This window comes from Bacillus sp. KICET-1 (genome assembly GCF_027721405.1).
In the GTDB taxonomy this organism is placed as follows: domain Bacteria; phylum Bacillota; class Bacilli; order Bacillales; family Bacillaceae; genus Bacillus; species Bacillus velezensis.
Window position 1 is genome coordinate 2,094,798 of record NZ_CP113515.1, and the last position, 25,350, is coordinate 2,120,147.

At 48.8% G+C, this 25,350-nt stretch carries 21 protein-coding genes; 15 read left to right on the forward strand and 6 right to left on the reverse strand.

The features are described from left to right. The first annotated feature begins 17 nt into the window (after positions 1-17). From OVA33_RS10805 to cstA, 5 genes are all read left to right on the forward strand, one after another. The gene (locus OVA33_RS10805; protein ID WP_017418320.1) at positions 18-1,313 is read left to right on the forward strand and encodes an arabinooligosaccharides ABC transporter substrate-binding protein AraN; all 1,296 of its coding nucleotides are present in this window, start codon (positions 18-20) and stop codon (positions 1,311-1,313) included. Between the two features lie 41 nt (positions 1,314-1,354). After that, the gene (locus OVA33_RS10810; protein WP_007612994.1) at positions 1,355-2,296 is read left to right on the forward strand and encodes an arabinooligosaccharides ABC transporter permease AraP; all 942 of its coding nucleotides are present in this window, start codon (positions 1,355-1,357) and stop codon (positions 2,294-2,296) included. 18 nt (positions 2,297-2,314) lie between these two features. Beyond that, on the forward strand, positions 2,315-3,142 hold the full coding sequence (locus OVA33_RS10815) for an arabinooligosaccharides ABC transporter permease AraQ (protein ID WP_007612991.1): 828 nt from the start codon (positions 2,315-2,317) through the stop codon (positions 3,140-3,142). An 18-nt stretch (positions 3,143-3,160) separates the two neighbouring features. Next, on the forward strand, positions 3,161-4,660 hold the full coding sequence (gene arfA / locus OVA33_RS10820; RefSeq protein ID WP_017418319.1) for an arabinosylfuranosidase ArfA: 1,500 nt from the start codon (positions 3,161-3,163) through the stop codon (positions 4,658-4,660). Between the two features lie 111 nt (positions 4,661-4,771). Next, complete coding sequence (gene cstA / locus OVA33_RS10825) at positions 4,772-6,568, forward strand: carbon starvation protein CstA (protein WP_053573136.1); 1,797 nt, start codon at positions 4,772-4,774, stop codon at positions 6,566-6,568. Positions 6,569-6,636: 68 nt separating this feature from the next. Here cstA and OVA33_RS10830 read toward each other — a convergent pair whose 3' ends face one another. From OVA33_RS10830 to sspI, 4 genes are all read right to left on the reverse strand, one after another. Continuing rightward, the gene (locus tag OVA33_RS10830) at positions 6,637-7,965 is read right to left on the reverse strand and encodes a (Fe-S)-binding protein (protein ID WP_025649708.1); all 1,329 of its coding nucleotides are present in this window, start codon (positions 7,963-7,965) and stop codon (positions 6,637-6,639) included. Continuing rightward, the gene (glcD, locus tag OVA33_RS10835; RefSeq protein WP_128974213.1) at positions 7,962-9,374 is read right to left on the reverse strand and encodes a glycolate oxidase subunit GlcD; all 1,413 of its coding nucleotides are present in this window, start codon (positions 9,372-9,374) and stop codon (positions 7,962-7,964) included. The genes OVA33_RS10830 and glcD overlap by 4 nt, the downstream gene beginning before the upstream one ends. Before the next feature lie 99 nt (positions 9,375-9,473). Beyond that, positions 9,474-10,559, reverse strand: coding sequence for a CdaR family transcriptional regulator (locus OVA33_RS10840; protein ID WP_014418589.1), 1,086 nt, complete (start codon positions 10,557-10,559; stop codon positions 9,474-9,476). Between the two features lie 61 nt (positions 10,560-10,620). Next, on the reverse strand, positions 10,621-10,836 hold the full coding sequence (gene sspI, locus OVA33_RS10845) for a small acid-soluble spore protein SspI (RefSeq protein ID WP_003152527.1): 216 nt from the start codon (positions 10,834-10,836) through the stop codon (positions 10,621-10,623). Between the two features lie 120 nt (positions 10,837-10,956). On the opposite strand from sspI, the gene OVA33_RS10850 reads away from it, so the two are divergent. From OVA33_RS10850 to pheT, 3 genes are all read left to right on the forward strand, one after another. Further along, the gene (locus OVA33_RS10850) at positions 10,957-11,703 is read left to right on the forward strand and encodes a TrmH family RNA methyltransferase (RefSeq protein WP_063636770.1); all 747 of its coding nucleotides are present in this window, start codon (positions 10,957-10,959) and stop codon (positions 11,701-11,703) included. A 361-nt stretch (positions 11,704-12,064) separates the two neighbouring features. Further along, positions 12,065-13,099 carry a phenylalanine--tRNA ligase subunit alpha gene (gene pheS, locus OVA33_RS10855; RefSeq protein ID WP_003152530.1) on the forward strand — a complete coding sequence of 345 codons (1,035 nt, stop codon included), beginning with the start codon at positions 12,065-12,067 and terminating at the stop codon, positions 13,097-13,099. Positions 13,100-13,112: 13 nt separating this feature from the next. Beyond that, on the forward strand, positions 13,113-15,527 hold the full coding sequence (gene pheT / locus OVA33_RS10860; protein WP_063636769.1) for a phenylalanine--tRNA ligase subunit beta: 2,415 nt from the start codon (positions 13,113-13,115) through the stop codon (positions 15,525-15,527). A gap of 36 nt (positions 15,528-15,563) precedes the next feature. On the opposite strand, the gene rnhC is transcribed toward pheT, so the two are convergent. Continuing rightward, positions 15,564-16,505, reverse strand: coding sequence for a ribonuclease HIII (rnhC, locus tag OVA33_RS10865; RefSeq protein WP_017418314.1), 942 nt, complete (start codon positions 16,503-16,505; stop codon positions 15,564-15,566). Positions 16,506-16,638: 133 nt separating this feature from the next. Between rnhC and zapA the strand changes: the two genes are divergently transcribed. The 5 genes from zapA (at position 16,639) to OVA33_RS10890 (ending at position 22,054) form a co-directional block, all read left to right on the forward strand. Further along, complete coding sequence (zapA, locus tag OVA33_RS10870; protein WP_007408114.1) at positions 16,639-16,896, forward strand: cell division protein ZapA; 258 nt, start codon at positions 16,639-16,641, stop codon at positions 16,894-16,896. Positions 16,897-16,903: 7 nt separating this feature from the next. Further along, complete coding sequence (locus OVA33_RS10875) at positions 16,904-17,437, forward strand: CvpA family protein (RefSeq protein WP_014418586.1); 534 nt, start codon at positions 16,904-16,906, stop codon at positions 17,435-17,437. Between the two features lie 105 nt (positions 17,438-17,542). Continuing rightward, positions 17,543-19,255, forward strand: coding sequence for a DNA polymerase/3'-5' exonuclease PolX (gene polX / locus OVA33_RS10880; RefSeq protein ID WP_007408115.1), 1,713 nt, complete (start codon positions 17,543-17,545; stop codon positions 19,253-19,255). A gap of 20 nt (positions 19,256-19,275) precedes the next feature. Further along, a complete protein-coding gene (locus OVA33_RS10885) occupies positions 19,276-21,633 on the forward strand; it encodes an endonuclease MutS2 (RefSeq protein WP_015240335.1) in 2,358 nt (785 codons plus the stop codon). Positions 21,634-21,649: 16 nt separating this feature from the next. Beyond that, complete coding sequence (locus tag OVA33_RS10890; protein WP_003152541.1) at positions 21,650-22,054, forward strand: DUF350 domain-containing protein; 405 nt, start codon at positions 21,650-21,652, stop codon at positions 22,052-22,054. A 138-nt stretch (positions 22,055-22,192) separates the two neighbouring features. On the opposite strand, the gene OVA33_RS10895 is transcribed toward OVA33_RS10890, so the two are convergent. Beyond that, positions 22,193-22,870, reverse strand: a complete 678-nt coding sequence (locus tag OVA33_RS10895) for a DUF2711 family protein (RefSeq protein WP_063636768.1) — start codon at positions 22,868-22,870, stop codon at positions 22,193-22,195. A 105-nt stretch (positions 22,871-22,975) separates the two neighbouring features. On the opposite strand from OVA33_RS10895, the gene OVA33_RS10900 reads away from it, so the two are divergent. Beyond that, the gene (locus OVA33_RS10900; protein WP_017418312.1) at positions 22,976-24,664 is read left to right on the forward strand and encodes an AMP-binding protein; all 1,689 of its coding nucleotides are present in this window, start codon (positions 22,976-22,978) and stop codon (positions 24,662-24,664) included. 88 nt (positions 24,665-24,752) lie between these two features. Then, positions 24,753-25,337, forward strand: a complete 585-nt coding sequence (locus tag OVA33_RS10905; RefSeq protein ID WP_007408119.1) for a fatty acid metabolism transcriptional regulator FadR — start codon at positions 24,753-24,755, stop codon at positions 25,335-25,337. Positions 25,338-25,350: the final 13 nt, after the last annotated feature.

Below are 25,350 nucleotides of genomic sequence, written 5' to 3' on the forward strand. Positions count from 1 at the left end.
GTGGAAGGGGTAATGACATGAAAAAAACGACCGCTGTATGTTTGGTGCTGATGATGCTCTTCTTGTTTACCGCCGGCTGTTCACAAGAACGGACTGCCGGCCGGCCGGGAGAAACGGAGCTGACGTTTTGGACGTTTAACGGTCTGCACGAACAGTTTTATCAGGAAATGGTCAAAGAATGGAATCAGAAATTTCCGGAACGCAAAATCAAGCTGAATACCGTTGTTTATCCTTATGGACAAATGCATGATAATTTATCGGTTTCGCTGATCGCGGGTGAGGGGCTTCCCGATATAGCCGACGTGGAATTAAGCCGGTTCTCGAACTTTCTGAAGGGGAAGGATATCCCGCTTGCCGATCTGACGCCGCTGATTGAAAAAGACCGCGATAAGTTTGTGGAAGCGCGTCTGGCCTTGTACAGCAAAAACGGAAAATTGTACGGCCTTGATACACATGTGGGGACGACCGTCATGTTTTACAACATGGATATTATGCAAAAAGCGGGCGTTGATCCCGCCTCCATTAAGACATGGGAAGATTATCGGCGGGCAGGGAAAAAAGTGCGTGAAGCATCTGGGAAACCGATGGGAACGGTTGAAACAAACGACTCCGCCACATTCCTATCCATGATTTCGCAGCAAGGGTCAGGCTACTACAGCAAAAACGGAAAATTGATTCTGAACAGCAAGACGAATACAGACACACTGAATTACGTAAAGGACATGGTAAATGATAAAACCCTTCTGCCGGCTCCCGGCGGCGGCCATCACAGCGAAGAATACTACGGTTTTATGAATCAGGGCGGGGCAGCCTCAGTGCTGATGCCCATTTGGTACATGGGACGGTTTATCGATTATATGCCTGATTTAAAAGGAAAAATGGCGATTTACCCTATGCCGGCCTGGAAAGAAGGCGGTGACAGATCAGCGGGTTTAGGCGGAACAGCCACCGTCGTGCCGAAGCAGGCTGAACATCTGAAGCTCGCGAAAGAATTTCTCGGTTTTGCGAAAGGTTCAAAAGAAGGGAATATAAAGCTTTGGACGGTGCTCGGCTTTGACCCGCTCCGCTGGGACGTGTGGGATTCAAAAGAATTGAAGGAGAAAAACAAGTACACGGATTTCTTCCGGAACGGTACGTCAATTTTTTCCTCGCTCCTTGAAATAAAAGATGAGATCAATCCGATTTATCTGCATGAAGACTTCTCTAAAGCGGCTGATCTCGTTGTCAGACAAGTGCTGTTTGATGCGCTGAAGACGCAGGAAAAAACACCTAAGGAAGCCTTGGACGAGGCGGCAGAGCAATTAGAGAAATAGGAGAAGCCGCCCTATTTAACAGTGAAAGCGGGGGAGCTTTTATGAGACCTGTAAAGACAGAGACAGCGCAAACCGTTTCTGCAGTCCGGGAGAAGCCGCGCCGGCGCAATGTGCTGTATTCAAAAAAAGCGGCGCCTTATCTTTTTACGGCGCCATTTATCATTTCGTTTCTCGTTTTCTTTTTGTATCCGATCATCAGCGTGTTTATCATGAGCTTTCAGCGGATACTGCCGGGAGAAATTACATTTGTCGGGTTTTCCAATTATACCGCTCTTCTTAATCCAACCTTTTACACCGCACTGTTTAACACATTGGAATATACCTTCTGGACGCTGATCGTGCTGATTCCGGTGCCGCTTCTTTTGGCGGTGATTCTGAATTCGAAGCTCGTCAGGTTCAGAAATGTGTTTAAATCGGCTCTGTTTGTACCGGCTCTAACATCGACGATCGTAGCGGGGATTATTTTCCGTCTGATGTTCGGAGAAATGAATACGTCGCTTGCAAACGAGCTGATGATGAAGCTTGGCGCATCACCCCAAAACTGGCTCAACAACAAAGGTACCGGCATGTTTTTAATGGTGCTGCTTGCGTCATGGAGGTGGATGGGCATTAACATTCTTTACTTTCTGGCCGGATTGCAAAACGTGCCGAAAGAATTGTATGAAGCGGCTGAAATTGACGGGGCGAGTACGTGGAAAAAGTTCCGGCATATTACCCTTCCATTTTTAAAGCCGGTGTCCGTTTATGTGTTAACGATCAGTATTATCGGCGGTTTCAGAATGTTTGAGGAAAGCTATGTGCTTTGGCAGAATAATTCCCCGGGCAATATCGGCCTCACACTTGTCGGTTATTTATATCAGCAGGGGCTTGCATACAACGAAATGGGGTACGGGGCCGCAATCGGAATTGTCCTTTTGCTTGTCATCTTACTAGTCAGCCTTGTTTCACTGAAACTGTCCGGTTCGTTTAAAGGGGAGGGATAAGCGTTGCGTAACAATTACATGTTTTCTGTGTACAGAGTCGCGTTTACCTTGTTTTTTATCATGCTGAGCCTATTGTATATCTTTCCGATGATCTGCCTATTGCTCGGTTCTTTAAAGCCGTCATCTGAGCTGATGCGCATCGGGCTGAATCTGCGTCTTGATCCGGATGTGATGAGCCTTGATAACTACACCTATTTGTTCAACGGGGGGAGCATTTATTTCAAATGGTTTTTTAACAGCCTGCTGCTCGGCGTTCTCACCACGGTTCTCACGCTGTTTTTTTCCTCTTTGATCGGCTACGGACTCGGTGTCTACGAATTTAAAGGCAGAAATATTATTTTCGTTCTTGTGCTGATCATTATGATGGTGCCTCTTGAAGTGATGATGCTTCCGTTGTTCAAATTGACGGTGGGTCTTCATTTGATCGATTCTTATACGGGGGTGATTCTGCCGTTTATTGTGTCGCCTGTCGCCGTGTTCTTTTTCCGGCAATATGCGCTCGGACTTCCGAAGGATCTGCTTGATTCAGCGAGAATGGACGGCTGCACCGAATTCGGCATTTTTTTCAGAATTATGGCGCCGCTCATGAAACCGGCATTCGGGGCAATGATCATTCTTCAATCTTTAAACAGTTGGAATAACTTTTTATGGCCGCTGATCGTGCTTCGGTCGAAAGAAATGTTTACGCTTCCAATCGGACTTTCAGGGCTGCTGAGTCCGTACGGCAACAACTATGACATGCTGATTTCCGGGTCCGTTTTTGCGATACTGCCGGTGATCATCATATTCTTGTTTTTCCAAAAATACTTCATTTCCGGCCTCACAGTAGGCGGAGTGAAGGGATAGAGAGAGGGAGGAAATATAATGAAAAAAGCGGGGATTACAGCAGATAAAGAATATATCATCGGTGAAGTGGACAAACGGATGTACGGATCATTTATAGAACATATGGGCCGGGCGGTGTATGAAGGCATTTATGAGCCCGGACACCCGAAAGCCGACAAGGACGGCTTCAGAACAGACGTGCAGGAGTTAATCAAGGAATTGCAAGTGCCGTTCATCCGCTATCCGGGAGGGAATTTTCTCTCAGGCTACAATTGGGAAGACGGCGTCGGACCGGTGAAGGACCGCCCGCGGAGGCTTGATTTGGCATGGCAGACGACAGAAACGAACGAAGTGGGGACGAATGAATTTTTAACGTGGGCGAAAAAAGTGAACGCCGAAGTGAATATGGCGGTCAATCTCGGGACGAGAGGGATCGATGCCGCCCGGAACCTCGTCGAATACTGCAACCATCCTGAAGGGTCATACTGGAGCGACTTACGAAAATCGCACGGATATGAAAAACCTTACGGCATCAAAACATGGTGCTTAGGAAATGAGATGGACGGCCCTTGGCAGATCGGTCATAAAACGGCGCATGAATACGGACGGCTCGCTGCTGAAACGGCAAAGGTGATGAAATGGACGGACCCGACGATCGAATTGGTGGCTTGCGGAAGCTCAAACAGCGGCATGCCGTCCTTCATCGAGTGGGAGGCCGAGGTGCTTGAGCATACGTACGAGCATGTGGATTACATCTCACTGCATACGTATTACGGCAACCATGAAAATGATCTTGAGAACTATTTGGCGAAGTCGATGGATTTAGACCATTTTATTAAATCCGTCACAGCCGTATGTGATTATATGAAAGCGAAAAAACGCAGCAAAAAAACGATTCACCTTTCTTTAGATGAATGGAATGTGTGGTATCACTCAAATGAAGCGGATAAAAAAGTGGAGCCATGGATTACGGCCCGGCCGATCCTCGAAGACATCTACAATTTTGAAGATGCGCTGTTGATCGGTTCACTGCTGATTACGATGCTGCAGCATGCGGACAGACTGAAGATCGCCTGTCTCGCCCAGCTTGTCAACGTAATTGCGCCTATCATGACTGAAAAGGGCGGAGAAGCATGGAGACAGCCGATCTTTTATCCTTACATGCACGCCTCTGTCTACGGGAGAGGGACTTCAATGAAGCTGCTGATCACCTCCCCGAAATACGACTCAGCGGATTTTACGGATGTACCGTATGTTGATGCCGCGGCCGTTTACCATGAAGAGGATGAAGCACTGACCATTTTTGCCGTCAACAAAAGCAAGGAACTGATGGAAACGGAGATAAGGCTGAGGGGGTTTGAAGATTACCGCATCATTGAGCATATCGTGCTGGAGCATCAGGATATGAAAGCGACCAATCAAAAAAACAGAAAAGAAGTCATTCCGCACTCCAACGGAACGTCTTCGGCAAATGCTGAAGGGATAACGGCTCATTTTACTCCGCTGTCCTGGAATGTCATCCGTTTATCAGGAAAATAATGTTCCGAAAAGCCGGGCTGCGCTGCCGGCTTTTTTTTCACGCAAAAATCATCTCCTGTTATCTGATAATTGTGATAATATTTAGAAAAAGAGAAAAGGGGCTGGGATTAAATGAATGCGATTACAATCGTCATAGCGTCTATATGTATTTTGGCGATCGCCTATCGGCTTTACGGTACCTTTATGATGGTCAAAGTATTAAAAATCAATGATCAGACACCGACTCCGGCCCATGTGCTTGAGGATGGGAAAGATTATGTGCCGACGAATAAGTGGGTGTCATTCGGCCACCACTTCGCGGCAATCGCCGCTGCCGGCCCGCTTGTCGGACCGATTCTGGCAGCTCAGTTCGGCTATCTGCCCGGGCTTTTATGGCTGTTAATCGGGGCGGTGATCGGAGGAGCCGTGCACGATATTGTCGTATTGTTTGCATCAATGCGGAAAAACGGGAAAACGCTTTCTGAAGTCGCCAAAGAAGAGCTCGGCCCGGTGGCGGGTTTTTGCACGGGTCTCTCGATGCTGTTTATCATTACGATCACGATGGCGGGACTGTCCATGGTTGTGCTGCACGCGCTTGAGAAAAACCCGTGGGGAACGTTTGCGGTGGGGATTACGATTCCGATCGCGATGGGGGTCGGCCTCTACTATAAAAAAACGGGCAATCTCAAACTCGCATCAACTGTCGGGTTTCTATTGTTAATGGCCGGTGTTGTCATCGGGCCGCAGCTGCAGACAACGGCTTTCGGGGACATGCTGACACTGGATGCGAAAACGCTTGCAGTGGCGCTTCCTGTCTATGCGTTTTTCGCCGCGGCGCTTCCGGTTTGGCTTTTGCTGGCTCCTCGTGACTATTTAAGCAGTTTTATGAAAATCGGGGTTTTTGCCGCTTTGATCGCAGGCGTCTTTTTCGTCAATCCCGCCATTAAATTTCCTGCCGTAACGGAGTTTATTCACGGCGGAGGGCCGGTGATCGCGGGTCCTGTCTGGCCGTTTATTTCAATAACGATTGCCTGCGGCGCCATTTCGGGCTTTCATGCATTTGTCGGTTCCGGCACAACGCCGAAAATGCTGGATAAATGGAGTGATATAAAGCCGGTTGCTTTCGGAGCGATGCTTGTGGAATGTCTCGTCGGAATTATGGCGCTCATTGCAGCTGCCGCTCTTGAGCCCGCCGACTATTTTGCTATTAACAGCACGCCTGAAATATTCCGCACCCTCGGGATGAATGTCGTCCATCTGCCTGAATTGAGCAAAGAAATCGGGCTCAGTCTGGAAGGAAGAACGGGCGGCGCCGTTACGCTTGCCGTCGGAATGACGTATATCTTTACGGAGATTCCGTTTTTCAGTCATTTGGCTTCATACTTTTTTCAATTCGTCATTATGTTTGAAGCGGTGTTTATTTTAACGGCGATTGATGCGGGAACCCGTGTCGCCCGGTACTTGATTCAAGAGTTTTTCGGAGAGGTCTATAAGCCGCTGAAAAAAACAGACTGGCTGCCGGGCTCGATTTTCTCAAGCGCGCTCGCCTGCCTGCTGTGGGGCTATCTTCTGTATTCGGGCGACATCAGCTCCATTTGGGCGCTGTTCGGCGTATCCAATCAGCTTATGGCGTCTGTCGGCTTAATTATCGGTGCGACCGTCGTATTAAAAATAGCGGATAAGCGGCGCTATATGCTGACATGCCTGATTCCTCTCGCTTATTTGTACGTGACCGTCAACTATGCGGGTTATTGGATGGTGCGGTATGTGTATTTGAACCCCGAAGCGGCGGGATACAACGTGCTGAATGGCGTTTTATCCATTATCATGCTTATTCTCGGGCTTGTGATTATCATTGCGGCTGTGAAAAAATGGGCGAATGTATGGCGTGATCCGAGTGCCAGACTGGAAGCATCAATACCCGGATAAATCCGCGGCCGATCCGAACATTGCAGCATCATAAAAGCAGAGAGCCGATCGGTCTCTCTGCTTTCGGCTTATGACAAATCCGCCGCTTCCAAAAGGTAATCCGCCAAATGAACCGCGCGGACACGGTCTGTTAATCCTTCGCGTAAAATGCCGAGCTGCATTTGCAGAAGGCATCCGGGATTGGCTGTCACGATGACGGCCGCCTCCGTTTTTCCGGCGGCTTTCATCTTGCTGTCTAATATTTTCATAGACATCTCTGACTCTGTTATATTATAAATTCCTGCCGACCCGCAGCAGCTGTCGGCCTTTTCCATTTCTCTGTACTCAGCCCCTTTAATGCTTTTCAAAAGCGTTCGCGGTTCCTCTGACGTATGCATCACATTGCGGAGATGGCAGGAGTCCTGATATGTGACGATATGAGGAGACTGCGCCCGCAGGTTTTTTTGATGGAACTTCAGATCAACCAGTACGGATGAAAAATCTTTGAGCTTCCGGACAAATTGTTCGGCACGTTCCGCCCATCCAGGTTCATCTTTCAGTAAATGAGGATATTCCTGAAGAAAGGCGCCGCATCCGCCGGCGTTTGTAATGATATAATCAGCGTCAAGCGCCTCAAAAGCGGCGATATTCCGCTTGGCCAGTTCTTTTCCCATCTCTTTTTCTCCGCTGTGCCCGTGAAGCGCGCCGCAGCACGCCTGGCCGTCCGGAACCGCGATTTCACACCCGGCCGCCTGTAAAAGCGCCGTTGTCGCATGATTTGTTGCTAAAAACATCGTATCCATTAAGCAGCCCGAGAAAAAAGCGGCCCGTTTTTGGACGGGACCCGCGGCAGGAAGAAAACGCGGCCTTTCCTTCATGTCTTTCCGTTTCGGGGCGGGCGGGAGCACTTGTTCCATTGTGCGCAGATGTTCAGGCAAAACGCGCAGCATACCGGTTTTTCTGACGGCGGTCTGCAGTCCCGATCTTTGGTATATTCCGAGAAGATTCACGGCTGCCTGCATGCGGTTTTGATGAGGGAAAAGCCCGGTGAAGGCGGCTTTCCGCAAGAGGCGCACGCCCGGCTTATGTTTTTTATTTTGATGAATGATATCCCTCGCTTCTTCAAGCAGCTGTCCGTAATTGACCCCTGCCGGACAAACGGGCTCGCATGCCCGGCATCCGAGACACAGCGAAAGTGAGCGCTCGACATCTTCATCCGGTTCGATCAGTCCGTCTGTGACGGCTTTCATCAGGGCGATCCGGCCGCGCGGCGAATGGGATTCTTGAAATCCCGATTCGATATAGGTCGGACAGGAAGGAAGGCAAAAGCCGCAGCGCATACAGTTCAGCAATTCACCTTCATCCATGCGGGTTTTGAATTCTGTTTGAATGTGTTGCTGCTCTTTAGCCGTTGTCATTTCATCACCACCACGCGTTTCCTTGATGAATTGGCGAATATTTTTCCCGGATTCAGCAGATTTTGGGGATCAAGCGCTTGTTTGATCGCTTTCATGGCGGTGATGCCTTCTGTTTTCAGCTTCATTTCTAAATACGGCGCTTTTACGATGCCGACCCCGTGTTCACCCGTTATCGTCCCGCCCAGCTCAATCGCTTTTTCAAAAATGGCGGCAAAAGCTTTTTCGACACGTTCCATCTCCTCTGCATTTCGGATATCGGTGGTGCACGTCGGATGAAGGTTGCCGTCTCCGGCATGGCCGAATGTGCAGATGGACAGGCCGTATGTTTCTGCAATCTCGTTAATGGCTTTGACCATGCTGGCAATTTGTGATCTCGGCACGGTCGCATCTTCCAGAATCGTTGTCGGTTTCAGCCGGGCAAGGGCTGATAATGCGGTCCGTCTGGCCTCTGTAAGCGCGAATGCCTCTTCCTCGGTTTCAGCCGTTTGGACGGATACGGCTGCTCCGTTTTTACAGATGGCTTCGATTTTTTCCATATCTCGTCTGACCGTTTCGATGTCACCGTCCTGTTCGATCAGCAGCACGGCTTTTGCGTCGGTCGGAAGCCCGATCTTGGCGTAATCTTCAATGACCTGCAGTGTCGGCTGATCCAGAAATTCGAGTGTCGCCGGAATGATTTTTTCAGCGATGATGGCAGAAACCGATTCCGCAGCCGCTTCAATATGTTCATAGAGTGCAAGCAGCGTTTTTTTCGTTTCCGGCTTCGGAACCAGCTTTAAAGTCGCTTCCGTCACAACGCCGAGCGTCCCTTCTGATCCGACGAAAAGCCGGGTCAGATCATAACCGGCGACATCCTTTGTCAGCTTTCCTCCTGTGCGGATGATATCGCCTGAAGCCAAGACGGCTTCAAGGCCGAGGACATAATCCCGGGTGACGCCGTACTTCAAACCGCGCAGCCCGCCGGAATTTTCATTAATATTCCCGCCGATCGTCGATATTTTCATGCTGCTCGGATCAGGCGGATAAAATAAACCTTTTTGTTCAACCGCACGGATCATATCTTGCGTGATTACGCCCGGCTGGACGGTTGCCGTCAAATTTTCTTCATCGATTTCTAGAATGCGGTTCATATGTTTGAATAAAAGCACAAGCCCGCCTTCAGACGGACATGTGCCGCCGCATAAGTTTGTGCCTGAACCCCTCGGCACGATCGGAATGTCATGCCTGCTGCAAATCGTTAGTATACGCGACACGTCATCCGCGCTGCGGGGGGCGATTACCGCATCCGGCATGGCTTGCAGCTGAGGAGCCGCATCATAAGAATACACAAGACGGCCCGCCGCCGAATCATCATAATTCTCCTTCCCGACCGTCCGGATGAACGCTTCTTTTGCCTCTCGTGAAATCATGTTCTCCCAACCTCCCTGATAAGAAAAGCGTTTTCATTTAATTGTAAAGAAAAACGATTCCGCACACTATGGAGAAACATATGAAAAATGATGATATGATTACGTGATTTTTGTATGTTGATCTAAAAAGCGCAGCGCCAAATAAAAAGCCGTTATGTCTTCGGGGCGGTCAAGTTTCATATTTGTCAGTGATTCCAGTTTGGAAAGACGGTAGCGCAATGTATTGATATGAATATGCATGTCGTCGGCGGTGCGCTTTAACGATAATTGCCGGTCGAAAAAGGCGCGCAGCGTATCCAGAAGTTCTTCCCGGTCCAGTACATGCTCGAGAACCCGCCGTGAAAATTCCGACCTCGTGCGGGGTGTGATATCGGCAAGACACATATCCAGTTTTAAATCTTCTTCAAAGACGGCCTGCTTGTCACCGATACCGGCTGAAAGTGCTTTATCCGCCTGTTCGTATGATTCCGTGAGGCGCTCTCCCGGAACGATCCGTCCGATGCCGGCGGTGACAGGCTGCCCGAAAACGGCGCCGATCTTTTTAATGAGCTGTGTTTTGGAAGCCGAATTTGCTTCATGATTAATGAGAATGCGTTCATTTCCCCAGCGGACAAACAGGTCTTCAGGGCATTCGTACTGCCAGAGCCGCCCGAGCTCCTCCGCTTTATATTGCTCATAACGGCCTTGAATGAGTATGATCCGGCGGTATGCGTGAAGGTCTGCGCCGATGAGCTTTGCTTTTTCTAAAAAGCCCGGAGACCATTCTTTCAGCTGCAGCCAATCAACCATAAAGGATTCAAGCATTCTCGCACGCCACTGCGCTTCTTCCATATGGCGCGTTTCTTTAATAAACAGCTCCGTCATTTTTCTGAGCAATTCTCCGAAAGGAAGGATATCGTCAGGGTCTCCTGTCAGACCGAATACTCCGATCACTTCATGACCTGAAAAAACGGGGAGGTTCAGTCCTGCTTTTACGCCCTCGAGCCGTTTTTCATCTTCTTTCGTAATGATGACATTCCGTTTTTCGCGGGCGCAGATCAGTGCGCCTTCATGAAACCATCCGGCGCGCGCCTCGTTGGTGCCTGCGATGATCATCCCTTTTGTATCGGCAATAATCACTTCGCGGCTGTACATATGTTTGACTTCGGCAATCAATTTTTTTGCCAGTTCCGGCTGTAACTGCATGGCGATCCCCCTCGCCATTATTATACAAAAAAAACCGGGTGTGCCATCACCCGGTTCATGCTTATTGCGCAGGTTTTAATCCGCCTTCAAGTGTTTTGAGCATTTCATTTTTTTCTGAGTCCGACGCATGCTGCCAAAGAACTTCGAATAAGACGCCGAGGCCCGGAAGCATTTTTTCTTCACCGCTTTGGATGGCGTCAACGATAGTATGCTCCAGCTGATCCTGGTTATTGCCGGTTACATTGGCAATAACGGCGTTGCGTAAATTAAGATCCATTACAACCGCTCCTTTTTCCTGAATGTGATACGCATATTCTTACCGCGCACGCGGTTTATTATGTGCTGTTCTTAAGATATAATAACAACATGCATGAAAAAAGGAGAGCACAGACATAAAGTGAAACGAATCGACTCTGCAAAAAACCAAAAAGTGAAGGATTGGAAAAAACTTCACACAAAAAAAGAGAGACTTAAAACGAATACATTTCTGATAGAAGGAGAGCATCTGGCAGAAGAAGCGCTCAAATCAAAGGGAACGGTAAAAGAAATTCTCGTAAACGATGAGAGCGCCATCCCGGCCGATCTGGACATGAGCATCCCGTGCTACGTGCTGAGCGAAGACGCGTTTTCAGCCGTGACGGAAACAGAAACGCCGCAGCGGATCGCCGCGGTCTGCCATATGCCGGATAAGCGGCCTGATCAGCTGAAACGGCTGCTTCTGATTGATGCCGTGCAGGACCCGGGGAATTTAGGAACAATGATCAGAACGGCAGATGCGGCGGGGATCGACGCCGTTGTCCTTGGTGAGGGAACAGCAGACGCGTACAATGGAAAAACGCTGCGTTCAGCACAAGGATCTCATTTTCATATTCCCATTTTGAAACGTCCGCTTGATGAGTTTACCGCTGAGCTGAAATCACAAGGCGTCGCGATCTACGGCACGGCGCTTGAAAACGGGGCGGCTTATCAAAGCGTGAAGCCTGAAGAATCGTTCGCGTTAATCGTCGGGAACGAGGGGGCGGGAGTGGACGCCGGCCTTCTGCAAAAAACGGATCTCAACCTGTACGTTCCGCTGTACGGACAGGCGGAATCGCTGAATGTGGCGGTAGCGGCCGCCATCCTCGTTTATCATCTCAGAGGATAGGTTGCGAAAAGCCTTGGATTTCACTATAATAGATAGCAATAATGTAAAAACCGTGACAGAGGACGTCAATTTTTGCACACACTGCCTTCCAGGGAGAAAATGCCGCTGACTGAGAGCATTTTTATCGCAGCACAAAAATTGATTTTCACCTCTCGAGTTGTCACCGGGACCGCGCCAAACGCGCGTAAAGGTGAACCGGAACGATCGTTTCCGTTATGTCAATGAAGCTGTCGGCAGATGAAGTCTGCCTTAAAAAGGGTGGTACCGCGGCCACAACTCGTCCCTTCTCTCAAGGGGCGGGTTTTTTTGTTTTCTGAAAAAGGCATAGAACGGTTTGGTTTACATAAAAGGAGGATGCATGATGGAAGAGAAGCTTAAACAGCTCGAACTGGAAGCTGCAGAAAAAGTAGAAGCGGCGGGTTCATTAAAAGAAGTTAACGACATTCGGGTGCAATATCTCGGAAAAAAAGGGCCGATTACAGAAGTTCTCCGCGGCATGGGCAAACTGTCCGCCGAAGAGCGCCCGAAAATGGGAGCGCTCGCCAATGAAGTGAGAGAGCGCATTGCAGCAGCCATTACGGCGAAAAATGAACAGCTTGAACAAGAAGAGATGAATAAAAAACTCAGCAGCCAGACGATTGACGTCACATTGCCGGGCAGTCAGGTAAACATCGGCGGACGCCATCCGCTGACGGTCGTTATTGAAGAAATTGAAGATTTATTTATCGGAATGGGATATACCGTCGAAGAAGGCCCTGAAGTGGAAACGGATTATTACAACTTTGAGGCGCTGAACCTGCCGAAGGAACATCCGGCCCGCGACATGCAGGACAGCTTTTACATTACAGAAGAAATGCTGATGAGAACGCAGACGTCACCGGTGCAGACGCGCACGATGGAAAAGCATAAAGGAAAAGGCCCCGTCAAAATCATTTGTCCCGGTAAAGTGTATCGCCGCGACAACGATGACGCGACACATTCCCATCAGTTCATGCAGATCGAGGGTCTCGTCGTGGACCGCAAAATCAGCATGAGCGACCTGAAAGGCACGCTTGAATTGGTTGCCAAAAAAATGTTCGGCCAAGACCGTGAAATCAGGCTCCGTCCGAGCTTCTTCCCATTCACAGAGCCTTCTGTCGAGGTGGATGTAACCTGCTTTAAGTGCGGCGGCCAAGGCTGCTCCGTCTGCAAAAAAACAGGCTGGATCGAAATTCTCGGCGCCGGCATGGTTCACCCGAACGTGCTGAAGATGGCCGGATTCAATCCTGAGGAATACCAGGGTTTCGCTTTCGGAATGGGTGTTGAACGTATCGCGATGCTGAAATACGGCATTGAAGATATCCGCCATTTCTATACCAATGATGTCAGATTCATTTCGCAGTTTAAACAGGCGTAAGAGGAGGATACACATGTTTGTTTCATATAAATGGTTAGAAGATTACGTTGACTTGCAGGGAATCGACCCGGCCGTGCTTGCAGAAAAAATTACAAGAGCCGGTATTGAAGTTGAGGGTATCGAGTATAAAGGGGAAGGCGTAAAAGGCGTTGTCATCGGACACGTGCTTGAGCGTGAACAGCACCCGAATGCCGACAAACTCAACAAATGCCTTGTTGATATCGGTGCGGAGGAACCCGTGCAGATTATCTGCGGCGCCCCGAATGTTGATAAAGGACAGAAGGTTGCCGTTGCAACGGTCGGAGCCGTGCTTCCCGGCAATTTCAAAATTAAAAAAGCCAAGCTGCGCGGCGAAGCGTCTCACGGCATGATCTGTTCCCTTCAGGAGCTCGGCATTGAAAGCAAGCTCGTGGCGAAAGAATATGCGGAAGGCATTTTCGTTTTTCCGAATGATGCTGAAACGGGAGCTGACGCAATGGCGGCCCTTCAGCTTGATGATGCGATTTTAGAATTGGGCTTAACGCCGAACCGCGCCGACGCGATGAACATGCTTGGCGTGGCTTATGAAGTGGCGGCTATCCTCGGCGCAGAGGTAAAGCTTCCGGCGGCTTCATATGAAAAAGCGGCAGAAAAAGCGGCGGATGCTGTTTCCGTCAAGATTGAAGATACGCAGGCCAATCCGCATTATGCCGCAAAAATCATTAAAAACGTCAAAATCGGCCCGTCACCGCTTTGGATGCAGACGAAGCTGATGAATGCAGGCATCCGCCCGCATAATAACGTCGTGGACATTACAAACTTCGTCCTCCTTGAGTACGGACAGCCGCTTCACGCTTTCGATTACGACCGGTTCGGTTCAAAAGAGGTCGTCGTCAGAAAAGCGGCGGAAAATGAAACCATCGTGACGCTGGATGAACAAGAGCGCAAGCTGTCAAGCAGCCATTTGGTCATCACAAACGGAAAAAAAGCGCAAGCCGTTGCGGGAGTCATGGGCGGAGCTGAGTCTGAAGTCCGTGAAGACACCACTGCGATTTTACTGGAAGCCGCTTATTTCGACGGACAGACCGTCCGCAAAGCATCGAGAGACCTCGGACTGAGAAGCGAAGCGAGCGCCAGATATGAAAAAGGCATTGATCCGGCCCGCGTTTTGCTGGCGGCTGAACGGGCCTGCAGTCTCATTCAGGCGTATGCCGGCGGAGAAGTGCTCTCAGGCACGGTTGAAGAAAACCATCTGAAAATCGAAGCAAACAACATTCACGTGTCTGTTGAAAAAGTGAACGCCGTGCTCGGCATGGCAATCGCTAAAGAAGAAATCATCAGCATTTACAAGCGCCTCGGGTTTGCAGTCGGTGAAGCTGAAGACGTTCTTGTCGTAACGGTGCCGTCGCGCCGCGGAGATATTAGAATAGAAGAAGACCTGATTGAAGAAGCGGCGAGATTGTACGGATATGACAATATTCCGTCCACGCTTCCGGAAACGGCCGGCACGACAGGCGGCTTGACACCGTATCAGGCAAAACGCCGGAAAGTGAGACGTTTTCTTGAAGGAGCGGGTCTTTCACAAGCGACCACTTATTCATTAACGAATGATAAAAAAGCGGCCGCTTTTGCGATTGAAAAATCATTCAACACGATGCTTGCTCTGCCAATGAGCGAAGAAAGAAGCATTCTCAGACACAGCCTCGTGCCGAATCTTCTTGAAGCCGTTTCATACAATCTGGCCAGACAGACTGATTCCGTTGCTTTATATGAAACGGGTTCTGTATTTCTGACGAAAGAAGAAAACACAAAACCGGTTGAAAAAGAACGGGTTGCCGGAGCTGTAACCGGATTGTGGCGCAAAAATTTATGGCAGGGTGAGAAAAAGCAGGTTGATTTCTTCGTCGCCAAAGGAATCGTTGAAGGCCTGCTGCATCAATTGAATGTGTCAGACCGGGTTGAATTTGTCCAGTCTGAACGCAAAAACATGCATCCCGGCCGGACGGCAAACATTCTATTGAACGGTTCGCTTGCCGGATTTATCGGCCAGGTGCATCCGGCAATGGAAAAAGAGCTGGATATCAAAGAAACGTATGTGTTCGAGCTTGATCTGCACGCGCTTCTGACCGAGGAAACAGAACCTGTCGTGTATACGCCGATTCCGAAGTACCCGTCCGTCACGCGCGACATTGCGCTTGTGGCAGATAAAACCGTTACAAGCGGACAGCTCCAAGCCGTGATCAAAGAAGCCGGCGGCGCGCTGCTGAAAGAAGTCACCGTATTTGATGTGTACGAAGGTGAGCATATGGAAGAAGGCAAAAAATCCGTCGCCTTCTCGCTCCAATATGTTAACCCTGAACAAACATTGACAGAAGAAGAAGTGACAAAAGTACATGAAAACGTGCTGAAAGCGCTGGAAGAAACGTATCAGGCCGTATTAAGAGGATAAAGAAAAAGCTTGCAGATCACTCTGCAAGCTTTTTTACTATGACCGCTTCCGTTCAACAAGGCGTTTCGCTTTTTGCGTATTGGCAAAATGAAGTTTAGTGAACGTTCTGAGCGCACCTTCTCCCTTATTGATGATCAGCTTGGCGGCAGCTTCATCGACGTGCGGCCCCGCGCCTTTTGGAATCGTCATCCCAGCCTCACGCGAAAGCTTATCCATTTCAATTAAGAAAGAATATCGCGCAATGATAGAGGCTGCGGCGACGGAAAGATGTATGCTTTCCGCTTTCGTGCTGAAAAACGTTTTTTCTTTTACGATATCCCGTCCGGAAAGATGCTTAAAATAAATGCCGGGCTCTGCGAATTGGTCAATCAAAATCGCTTCCGGTTTAACGCCGTTCATTTTTCTCAGCAGATTGGAAATCGCCTGATTATGAAGGAGCGCCTTCATTTTTCCTTGGCTCATGCCTTTTTCCTGCATCTGATTGTATTTTTCGTTTTTTAACACAAGCAGGCTGTAAGGAATGGTTTTAATTAACAGTTTGGCGATTTCAATAATCTGCGGATCTTTTAAATCCTTCGAATCCTTCACACCGAGTTCTCTCATTAAAGAGAGCTTTGTTTTGTCGGCGTAGGCGCAGGCAACCGTTATCGGCCCGAAGTAATCGCCTGTTCCGACTTCATCAGAGCCGATCACTGACATGGAGGCAATGCCCGCCGGGGGAGCGTAGAGCGGGTCGGCCGCTTTTTTGACGGTTTTCTTTGCTTTCGGCGCCTCAGCCGTTCCCCAGCGGGCCGCTTCTGTGCCGGCGTTTTTTCCTTGAAAGAGAACCTTGCCCGAGCGGTAGGCTGTAATGGTACAGCCCGGAGGCTTAGCCTGGAAGACGGCGCCCTGCGGAACGGCGGGAGTAAGGGAGCCGGCATAGGATTGTTTCATTTGTTCCATAGCGGAAGCGGATACTTTTATAACAGAATGGGACACGATATAATCTCCTTTTTTGGCACTTTTCACTGTATATACCAGTGTATCATAACAGCCCGAGGCTCGTCTTTCCATTCAAACGATAATCGTGGTATGATAGGAACTAGGATTCTCGCGGAATGGAGGAGAAACGTTGTCTGACGGCAAAAAAACCAAAACGACAGTAAACATTTACGGCCAGCACTTCACCATTATCGGGGAAGAAAGCAAAGCGCACATGCGTCATGTGGCCGGAGTGGTTGATGATAAAATGAGAGAAATCAACGAGAAAAATCCATATCTTGATATAAATAAGCTCGCTGTATTGACTGCGGTCAATGTTGTGCATGATTATATGAAACTGCAAGAAAAATATGAAATACTGGAGCGGCAGCTTAAAGAAAAGGAATGAACACCATATGATAGATATCATCATCTTAGTTCTGCTCTTAATGGGCACATTGCTTGGATTAAAAAGAGGATTTATCCTCCAATTTATATATTTAACGAGTTTCATCCTCTCGATTGCGTTTGCGGCGCTTTTTTACAAAAGCCTGGCCCCGCATCTGAGCTTTATACCCGCGCCTGATTTTTCCGGCGGGCAGGCGGCTCTGTCTTTTATTAAAGGAAACGTAGAGACGGCTTATTACAACGCGATCGCGTTTGTCATTTTGTTTATCATCGCAAAGATTCTGCTCCGGATTATCGGAGCGGCGCTTAATATCATCGCCGGCATTCCGGTCATTAAACAGATCAACAAACTGCTGGGCGGGGTGCTTGGGTTTCTGGAAGTCTATTTATTTGCGTTTATCCTGCTATACGTCGCATCCGTACTGCCGGTAAGCGCGCTTCAGGATATGCTCGCACAATCGACGCTTGCAAATATCATCACACATCATACGCCGTATCTGTCAGGGCTCCTGCAAGAACTGTGGGCCCAGTACGGGGCATAAAAAACTTCTCTTGACCGGAGAAGTTTTTTTCAAGCTCTGCGTCAGTTGTGCCGGAGGAGAAAAATTTGTATGATGAAAAGCAGGAAACGACTGGGGGTTAACAGTATGCATAAAAAAGATATCATCAGGCTGCTTGAAACGATTGCGGTCTATATGGAACTGAAAGGGGACAACCCGTTTAAAATATCAGCCTTCCGAAAAGCGGCAGCGGCGCTTGAGCAGGATGACCGCAGCCTGTCGGAAATCGACGACATGATGTCTTTATCCGGAATCGGAAAAGGCACCTACGGCGTCATTCGTGAATATATGCAGGAAGGTGTGTCCGGCACGCTTCTCCAATTGCAGAAAGAAGTTCCGGAAGGCTTGGTTCCTCTTTTGAAGCTTCCGGGCCTCGGCGGCAAAAAAATCGCCAAGCTGTATCAGGAGCTTGGCGTTCATGACGCGGAATCGCTGAAAGAAGCATGCGAGCAGCAAAAAGTACAGGGGCTCGCCGGTTTCGGCAAAAAAACGGAGGAGAAAATCCTTCAGGCTCTCGGAGAAGCCGGAAAACAGCCGGAACGTTTTCCGATCGGCTATGCGCTCAGCATTGCTTCAGTAATTGAAGAACATTTGGCCCGGCTGACGGATATTCAGAAATATTCCCGGGCCGGCAGTCTCAGAAGAGCGCGGGAAACCGTAAAAGATCTGGATTACATTATCGCTACAGATCATCCGGAGGCTGTCAGAGAACAGCTTCTTTCCCTCCCGAACGTAAAAGACGTGATAGCGAGCGGGGACACAAAAGTATCAGTCATCCTGACCTTTGAATATGAGACGAGTGTGGATTTCCGGCTTGTGACAGAGGAACAGTTTGCCACCACACTGCATCATTTTACCGGTTCTAAAGATCACAACATTAAAATGCGCCAGCTGGCGAAAGAGCGCGGTGAACGGATCAGTGAATACGGAGTAGAAACTATAGAAACGGGAGACGTCAAAACATTCCCGAGCGAAGAAGCGTTTTACGCCCACTTCGGTCTGCCGTTTATTCCTCCTGAGCTCAGAGAAAGCGGGCAGGAGGTCGACACGTACCGGGAAGAAACGGACCTTGTGGAGCATAAAGCGATAAAAGGCGATCTCCACATGCACTCAGCCTGGAGTGACGGCGCTTTTTCCATCAGGGAAATGGCAGAAGCATGTATGGCAAAAGGCTATCAGTACATGGCGATCACCGACCATTCTCAATATTTAAAGGTAGCCAACGGGTTAACGGCCGAACGGCTCAAAAAACAGGCGGAAGAAATTGACGCGTTAAACGCTGAATTTGAAAATTTTCATATTTTTAAAGGCGTAGAGATGGACATCCTTCCCGATGGTTCGCTTGATTATGATGACAGTGTTCTGTCTGAAATGGATCTTGTCATCGCATCTATTCATTCAAGCTTCAGCCAGCCGGAACATGTCATTATGAAACGGCTTGAACAGGCGCTGACGAATAAGCACGTGGACATTATCGCCCACCCGACGGGCCGCCTGATCGGCAGACGGGCCGGCTATGAAGTCGACATCGACATGCTGATTGAACTCGCCGCCAAAACAAATACGGCGCTTGAGCTAAATGCAAATCCCGCGCGCCTCGATTTACGGACTGAGCATCTGATCAAAGCGAATGAAAAAGGTGTGACTTTGGTCATTAATACCGATGCCCATAATATCGAGATGCTCGATGATATGAAAACGGGCGTGACCGCTGCGCGCAAAGGGTGGACGGAGACAAAACATGTGTTAAACGCCCGGCCGCTACACGAGGTCAAAGCATTTCTGACGCGCAATGATTAAGTAAGGAGGATCACAAAACCGTGCAGCAAAAAGTGTTATCATCACTTGAATTTCATAAAGTAAAAGAACAGATTACCGCACATGCCGCCTCATCGCTCGGCCGGGAGAAGCTTCTGCAGCTGAAACCTTTGACGGATCTCTCAGACATCCAAAAACAGCTGGATGAAGTCGAAGAAGCATCCGCGGTCATGCGCTTGAGAGGCCATGCTCCGTTCGGCGGCCTGACCGACATAAGATCCGCTTTACGGCGGGCGGAAATCGGCAGTGTGCTGACGCCGGCGGAATTCACCGAATTGTCCGGGCTGCTGTATGCCGTTAAACAAATGAAGCATTTTATCAGCCAAATGACAGAAGACGGCGTCGGCATTCCGCTGATACAGGCCCATGCAGAAGAGCTGATTACATTAGGCGATTTGGAAAGGGAGATTAACTCCTGCATTGATGACCATGGTGAAGTGCTTGATCATGCGTCTCCCGCTTTAAGGGGAATCCGCACGCAGCTCAGGACGCTTGAATCAAGAGTCAGAGACCGGCTTGAATCGATGCTGCGTTCATCTTCCGCTTCTAAAATGCTGTCTGACACCATCGTTACGATTCGGAATGACCGCTTTGTCATCCCGGTCAAACAGGAATACAGATCAAGCTACGGCGGAATTGTCCACGATACATCTTCATCCGGTGCGACACTGTTTATTGAACCGCAGGCGATCGTAGATATGAACAACTCGCTTCAGCAGGCGAAAGTAAAAGAAAAACAGGAAATCGAACGGATTCTCCGGATGCTGACGGAGCATACGGCTGAACACACACAAGAAATCGCTCAAAATGTGGAAGTGCTGCAGACACTGGATTTCATTTTCGCCAAAGCGAGATACGCAAAAGCGATGAAGGCGACAAAACCACTCATGAACGGAGACGGCTTTATCCGGCTGAAAAAAGCGCGCCATCCGCTGCTGCCCCAAGATCAAGTCGTGGCCAACGATATTGAACTGGGCGGAGATTATTCAACGATCGTTATCACGGGGCCGAATACGGGCGGTAAAACCGTTACGTTAAAAACACTCGGGCTGCTGACGATTATGGCGCAGGCAGGATTACACATACCGGCTGATGAGGGATCGGAAGCAGCAGTATTTGACAATGTGTTTGCCGATATCGGCGATGAACAGTCGATCGAACAAAGTCTGAGTACGTTCTCATCCCACATGGTCAATATCGTTAATATTTTAAAAGACGTGTCTGAAAACAGTCTTGTGCTGTTTGATGAACTCGGTGCCGGAACAGATCCGCAGGAAGGGGCGGCGCTTGCCATGAGCATCCTTGACGAAGTTCACCGGACAAACGCCAGAGTGCTTGCGACAACCCATTATCCGGAACTGAAAGCATACGGATATAACAGACAAGGCGTCATGAATGCCAGCGTTGAATTTGACATTGAAACGCTTTCGCCTACCTATAAGCTTCTGATCGGAGTGCCGGGCCGAAGCAACGCATTTGAAATCTCAAGACGCCTTGGGCTTCCGGAGCATATCATCGGCCAGGCGAAGTCAGAAATGACCGCCGAACATAACGAAGTCGATCTGATGATCGCATCGCTTGAAAAAAGCAAAAAAAGAGCGGATGAAGAGCTTTCAGAAACCGAATCAATCAGAAAAGAAGCAGAAAAACTGCACAAAGAGCTTCAGCAGCAAATCATTGAGCTGAACGCCCAAAAAGATAAAATGATGGAAGAAGCCGAGCAGAAAGCTGCGGAAAAACTGGAAGCCGCCGCAAATGAAGCCGAACAGATTATCCGCGAACTCCGGTCCATCAAGCAAGAACACAGATCCTTTAAGGAACACGAGCTGATTGACGCCAAAAAACGCCTCGGAGACGCGATGCCGGCTTTTGAAAAATCAAAGCAGCCGGAAAGAAAAACAGAGAAAAAACGCGAGCTGAAGCCGGGCGACGAAGTAAAGGTGCTCACATTCGGACAAAAAGGGGCGCTGCTTGAAAAAACCGGCGAGAAAGAATGGAACGTTCAAATCGGCATCCTCAAAATGAAGGTGAAGGAAAAAGATCTTGAGTTTCTCAAATCGGCTCCTGAACCGAAAAAAGAAAAAGCAATCACCGCCGTAAAAGGGAAGGATTATCACGTATCGCTTGAACTTGACCTCAGGGGAGAGCGTTACGAAAACGCCCTCAGCCGCGTCGAAAAATATTTAGATGACGCGGTGCTTGCCGGCTATCCGAGAGTGTCCATCATTCACGGAAAAGGCACGGGCGCCCTCCGAAAAGGGGTGCAGGATCTTCTGAAAAACCACCGCAGTGTGAAAAGCTCGCGGTTCGGGGAAGCGGGAGAAGGAGGATCAGGCGTAACGATTGTCGAACTAAAATAAAAAGGGAGTAAACGTCATGAATGCTTTTTGGGAAAATGAGCTTGTTGAAATCGCGGCTTATTACAGTGTAGCCGTCTTGTGTCTCGTCATTTTTCTGACCGTGTTTGAATTGGTGACATCCTATAAAAACTGGGTGGAAATCCAAAAAGGCAATCTTGCGGTGGCAATGGCGACCGGAGGGAAAATTCTCGGTATCGCAAATGTCTTTCAGCACAGCATCGCCCAGCATAATTCGCTTTTGCAAATGATCGGCTGGGGCGTATATGGATTTATTATGCTTTTAATCAGCTATTTTATCTTTGAATTTCTGACGCCCCGGTTTAAAATTGATAAAGAAATTGAAAAAGATAACAGAGCTGTCGGCTTTATTTCATTTGTCATCTCAGTCGGCCTGTCATTTGTGGTGGCCGCCGGGATTTAAGGGGACGGGGAAAAATGGAGAAGCTTGCGAAAGTGCTGCTGTCGGCAGCGGGAATTTTTCTGTTCATCGGACTTATTTATCTGGTCATGACATCTTAATACTGAAAAAAGGCTGCCGAACTAAAATCGGCGGCCTTTTTTATTGAGAATACCAGTTTATGCAGGCCGTATCGGAGCAAATGCCGGCTTCCCAACTCATGGCGCGGATGACAGATGGCATGTCTTGTTCTTCCATGAGAAAGAGTGTCGTAAAAGAATCATATATGCTCATAAAAGCGGCGCGCCGTTTTTCGTCGGAAATGATCATGTCAGCCCGCAGCAATCCGCATACATCCGAAGCCGCCGTTTGATTGAGTGAAAATAGACCTTCCGCTTCGATCGGCTCATAAAAAGTGCAGCGCTCAATGTCTTTTGAACGAAACACGTCCAAGAGTCCCGGTATCAAAAATGGCGAAGTGACATCATCGCTCGGCAAGTACAGATCGGGATGATGAAGCCGATTTAACAGCTCGGCGGATTCAGGATGTGCATATTCATCCCGCAGTGCCGTGACAGCGCTCATAAGCGCAAGCGCCGTCTCTTTTTCAGAACGCAATCCGCAAACGGTCATGACGGTTTTCCAGGAAACGGGTCTGCCCATCGCGATGATCTCCTCATCACTCGGATATATATGTTCATAAGGCCGTTTGCGCTTTTGCTCTTCCCACCCATCAGACATCAGGACAAAGGGATGAAGCAAAAAGGCGGCCGACGTAAACGGCTTAGGCAGCTGGCGCAGGATAGGAACTCCCTCTTCAAAATGCAGCGTTTCCAGCAAACTCAACACCTCCTGAGACTCGAAATTTCACATGAAACGCTTTCCAATTCCAATCACCCTTCTGCTATAATAATAGTGTATAGGAAAACAGAAGGGAGAGGTATTATGCAGTCTGAAAAGCCATGGCTTTCTCAATATCCCGAAGAGATTCCGCATGAGCTTGAATTTACTGATCAAACCCTGCCATCCAATCTGACAAACTCCGCAGCTCAATTCCCGAACCACACCGCCATTTATTTTCTCGGAAAAAAACTCACATTCCAAGACGTTCTCACAGATTCGTTAAAGCTGGCCGCTTTTTTACGCAAAACAGGCCTGAAAAAAGGTGACAGAGCCGCCATTATGCTGCCCAATTGTCCGCAGTCGGTCATCGCTTTTTACGGCGTATTGTTTGCCGGCGGCATTGTCGTTCAGACCAATCCTCTCTACACGGAACACGAGCTTGAGTATCAGCTGAAAGACAGTGCGCCGCGCGTGATCATCACCCTCGATATGCTGTTTCCGAAGGTGATAAAAATGAAAACGTTATCAATCGTCGAACGCATTATTACAACGAGTATAAAAGACTTTTTGCCGTTCCCGAAAAATATGCTGTATACGCTCACGCAAAAACAACAGGTGCATATTGATTATGACGGCTGCGAACAAATTCACAAATTAGCGGATATTTTAAAAAACGAAAGAGCGGAGGAAGCGGAGCCATTTGATATTGACCCTGCGCATGACATCGCCGTGCTTCAATACACGGGCGGAACAACCGGCTACCCGAAAGGCGTCATGCTCACACACCGGAACATTCAGGCCAATACAGAAATGTGCGCCGCCTGGATGTACAAAATGAAAAAGGGAGCCGAAAAGGTGCTCGGCATCGTGCCTTTTTTTCATGTGTACGGATTGACCGCCGTGCTCAATTTTTCCATTATGCAGGGATGTGAAATGATCCTTCTTCCCAAATTCAATCCTTTGGATACCCTGAAAACAATCGACAGGCTGAAGCCGACGGTTTTTCCAGGGGCGCCGACGATTTACATCGGGCTGTTGCATCACCCGGAGCTGAATAAGTATGATTTGTCCTCCATTGAAAGCTGTCCGAGCGGTTCAGCGGCGCTTCCGGTTGAGGTCAAACAGAAATTTGAAAAAGTGACCGGAGGAAAGCTTGTGGAAGGCTACGGATTATCCGAAGCATCACCGGTTACCCATTCAAACTTCATTTGGGGAAAAAATAAACCCGGCAGCATCGGCTGTCCCTGGCCCAATACCGACGCCGGAATCTATTCAGAAGAAAAAGGCGGGCTTGCGGGGCCGTATGAACACGGCGAGCTGATCGTAAAAGGTCCTCAGGTCATGAAAGGATACTGGAATAAGCAGGAGGAGACGGCGCGTGTCATCAGAGACGGCTGGCTGTTTACCGGAGATATGGGATATATGGATGAGGAAGGATTTTTCTACATCGCCGACAGGAAAAAAGACATCATCATTGCCGGCGGATACAACATTTACCCCCGGGAGGTGGAAGAGGCGCTGTATGAGCATGAAGCCGTTCAGGAAATCGTCGTAGCGGGCGTTCCTGATTCCTACAGGGGGGAAACGGTGAAAGCATTTATCGTTTTGAAAAAAGGCGCCGAGGCAGATGCCGATGAGCTTGATGCGTTTGCAAGAGAGCGGCTTGCGCCGTACAAAGTCCCGAAGCTGTACGAATTCAGAAAAGAGCTTCCGAAAACGGCCGTCGGAAAAATATTAAGAAGGCGTTTAGTTGAAGAGGAAGATGTTTCCCGTGAAAACAAGGTGCCTTAAAAGAAAAACTTGACAAAATCCGGATTCCTTTTTATCATGAAGTTATGAATGAATAGTCATTCATTTATCGAAGGAAGGAACGATGACATTGAACCAAAAACGGCCAAAGTATATGCAGATTATTGATGCAGCAGTAGAAGTCATAGCGGAAAACGGCTATCACCAATCACAGGTGTCCAAAATCGCCAAGCAGGCCGGCGTTGCGGACGGCACCATCTATTTATATTTCAAAAACAAAGAGGATATACTCATTTCTCTTTTTAAAGAAAAGATGGGCCAGTTCATTGAACGCATGGAAGAAGAAGTGAAAGAAAAAACGACGGCAAAAGAAAAACTCGCCCTCGTTATTAAGCAGCATTTCACACTGCTCGGCAATGACCGCCACCTCGCGATTGTGACCCAGCTTGAGCTCAGACAGTCGAATATCAAGCTGCGCCTGAAAATCAATGATATTTTAAAAGGTTATTTAAACATGCTGGACACCATTTTGACAGAAGGAATCAAGTCGGGGGAATGGAAAGACAATCTCGACGTCCGCCTCGCCCGGCAGATGATATTCGGGACGATAGATGAAACAGTGACAACATGGGTGATGAACGATCAGAAATATGATCTTCCGGATTTGTCAGACAAGGTATTGGAGCTGTTGGTGTCAGGGATTCATCAAAACTAAAGGGGGTTGACGG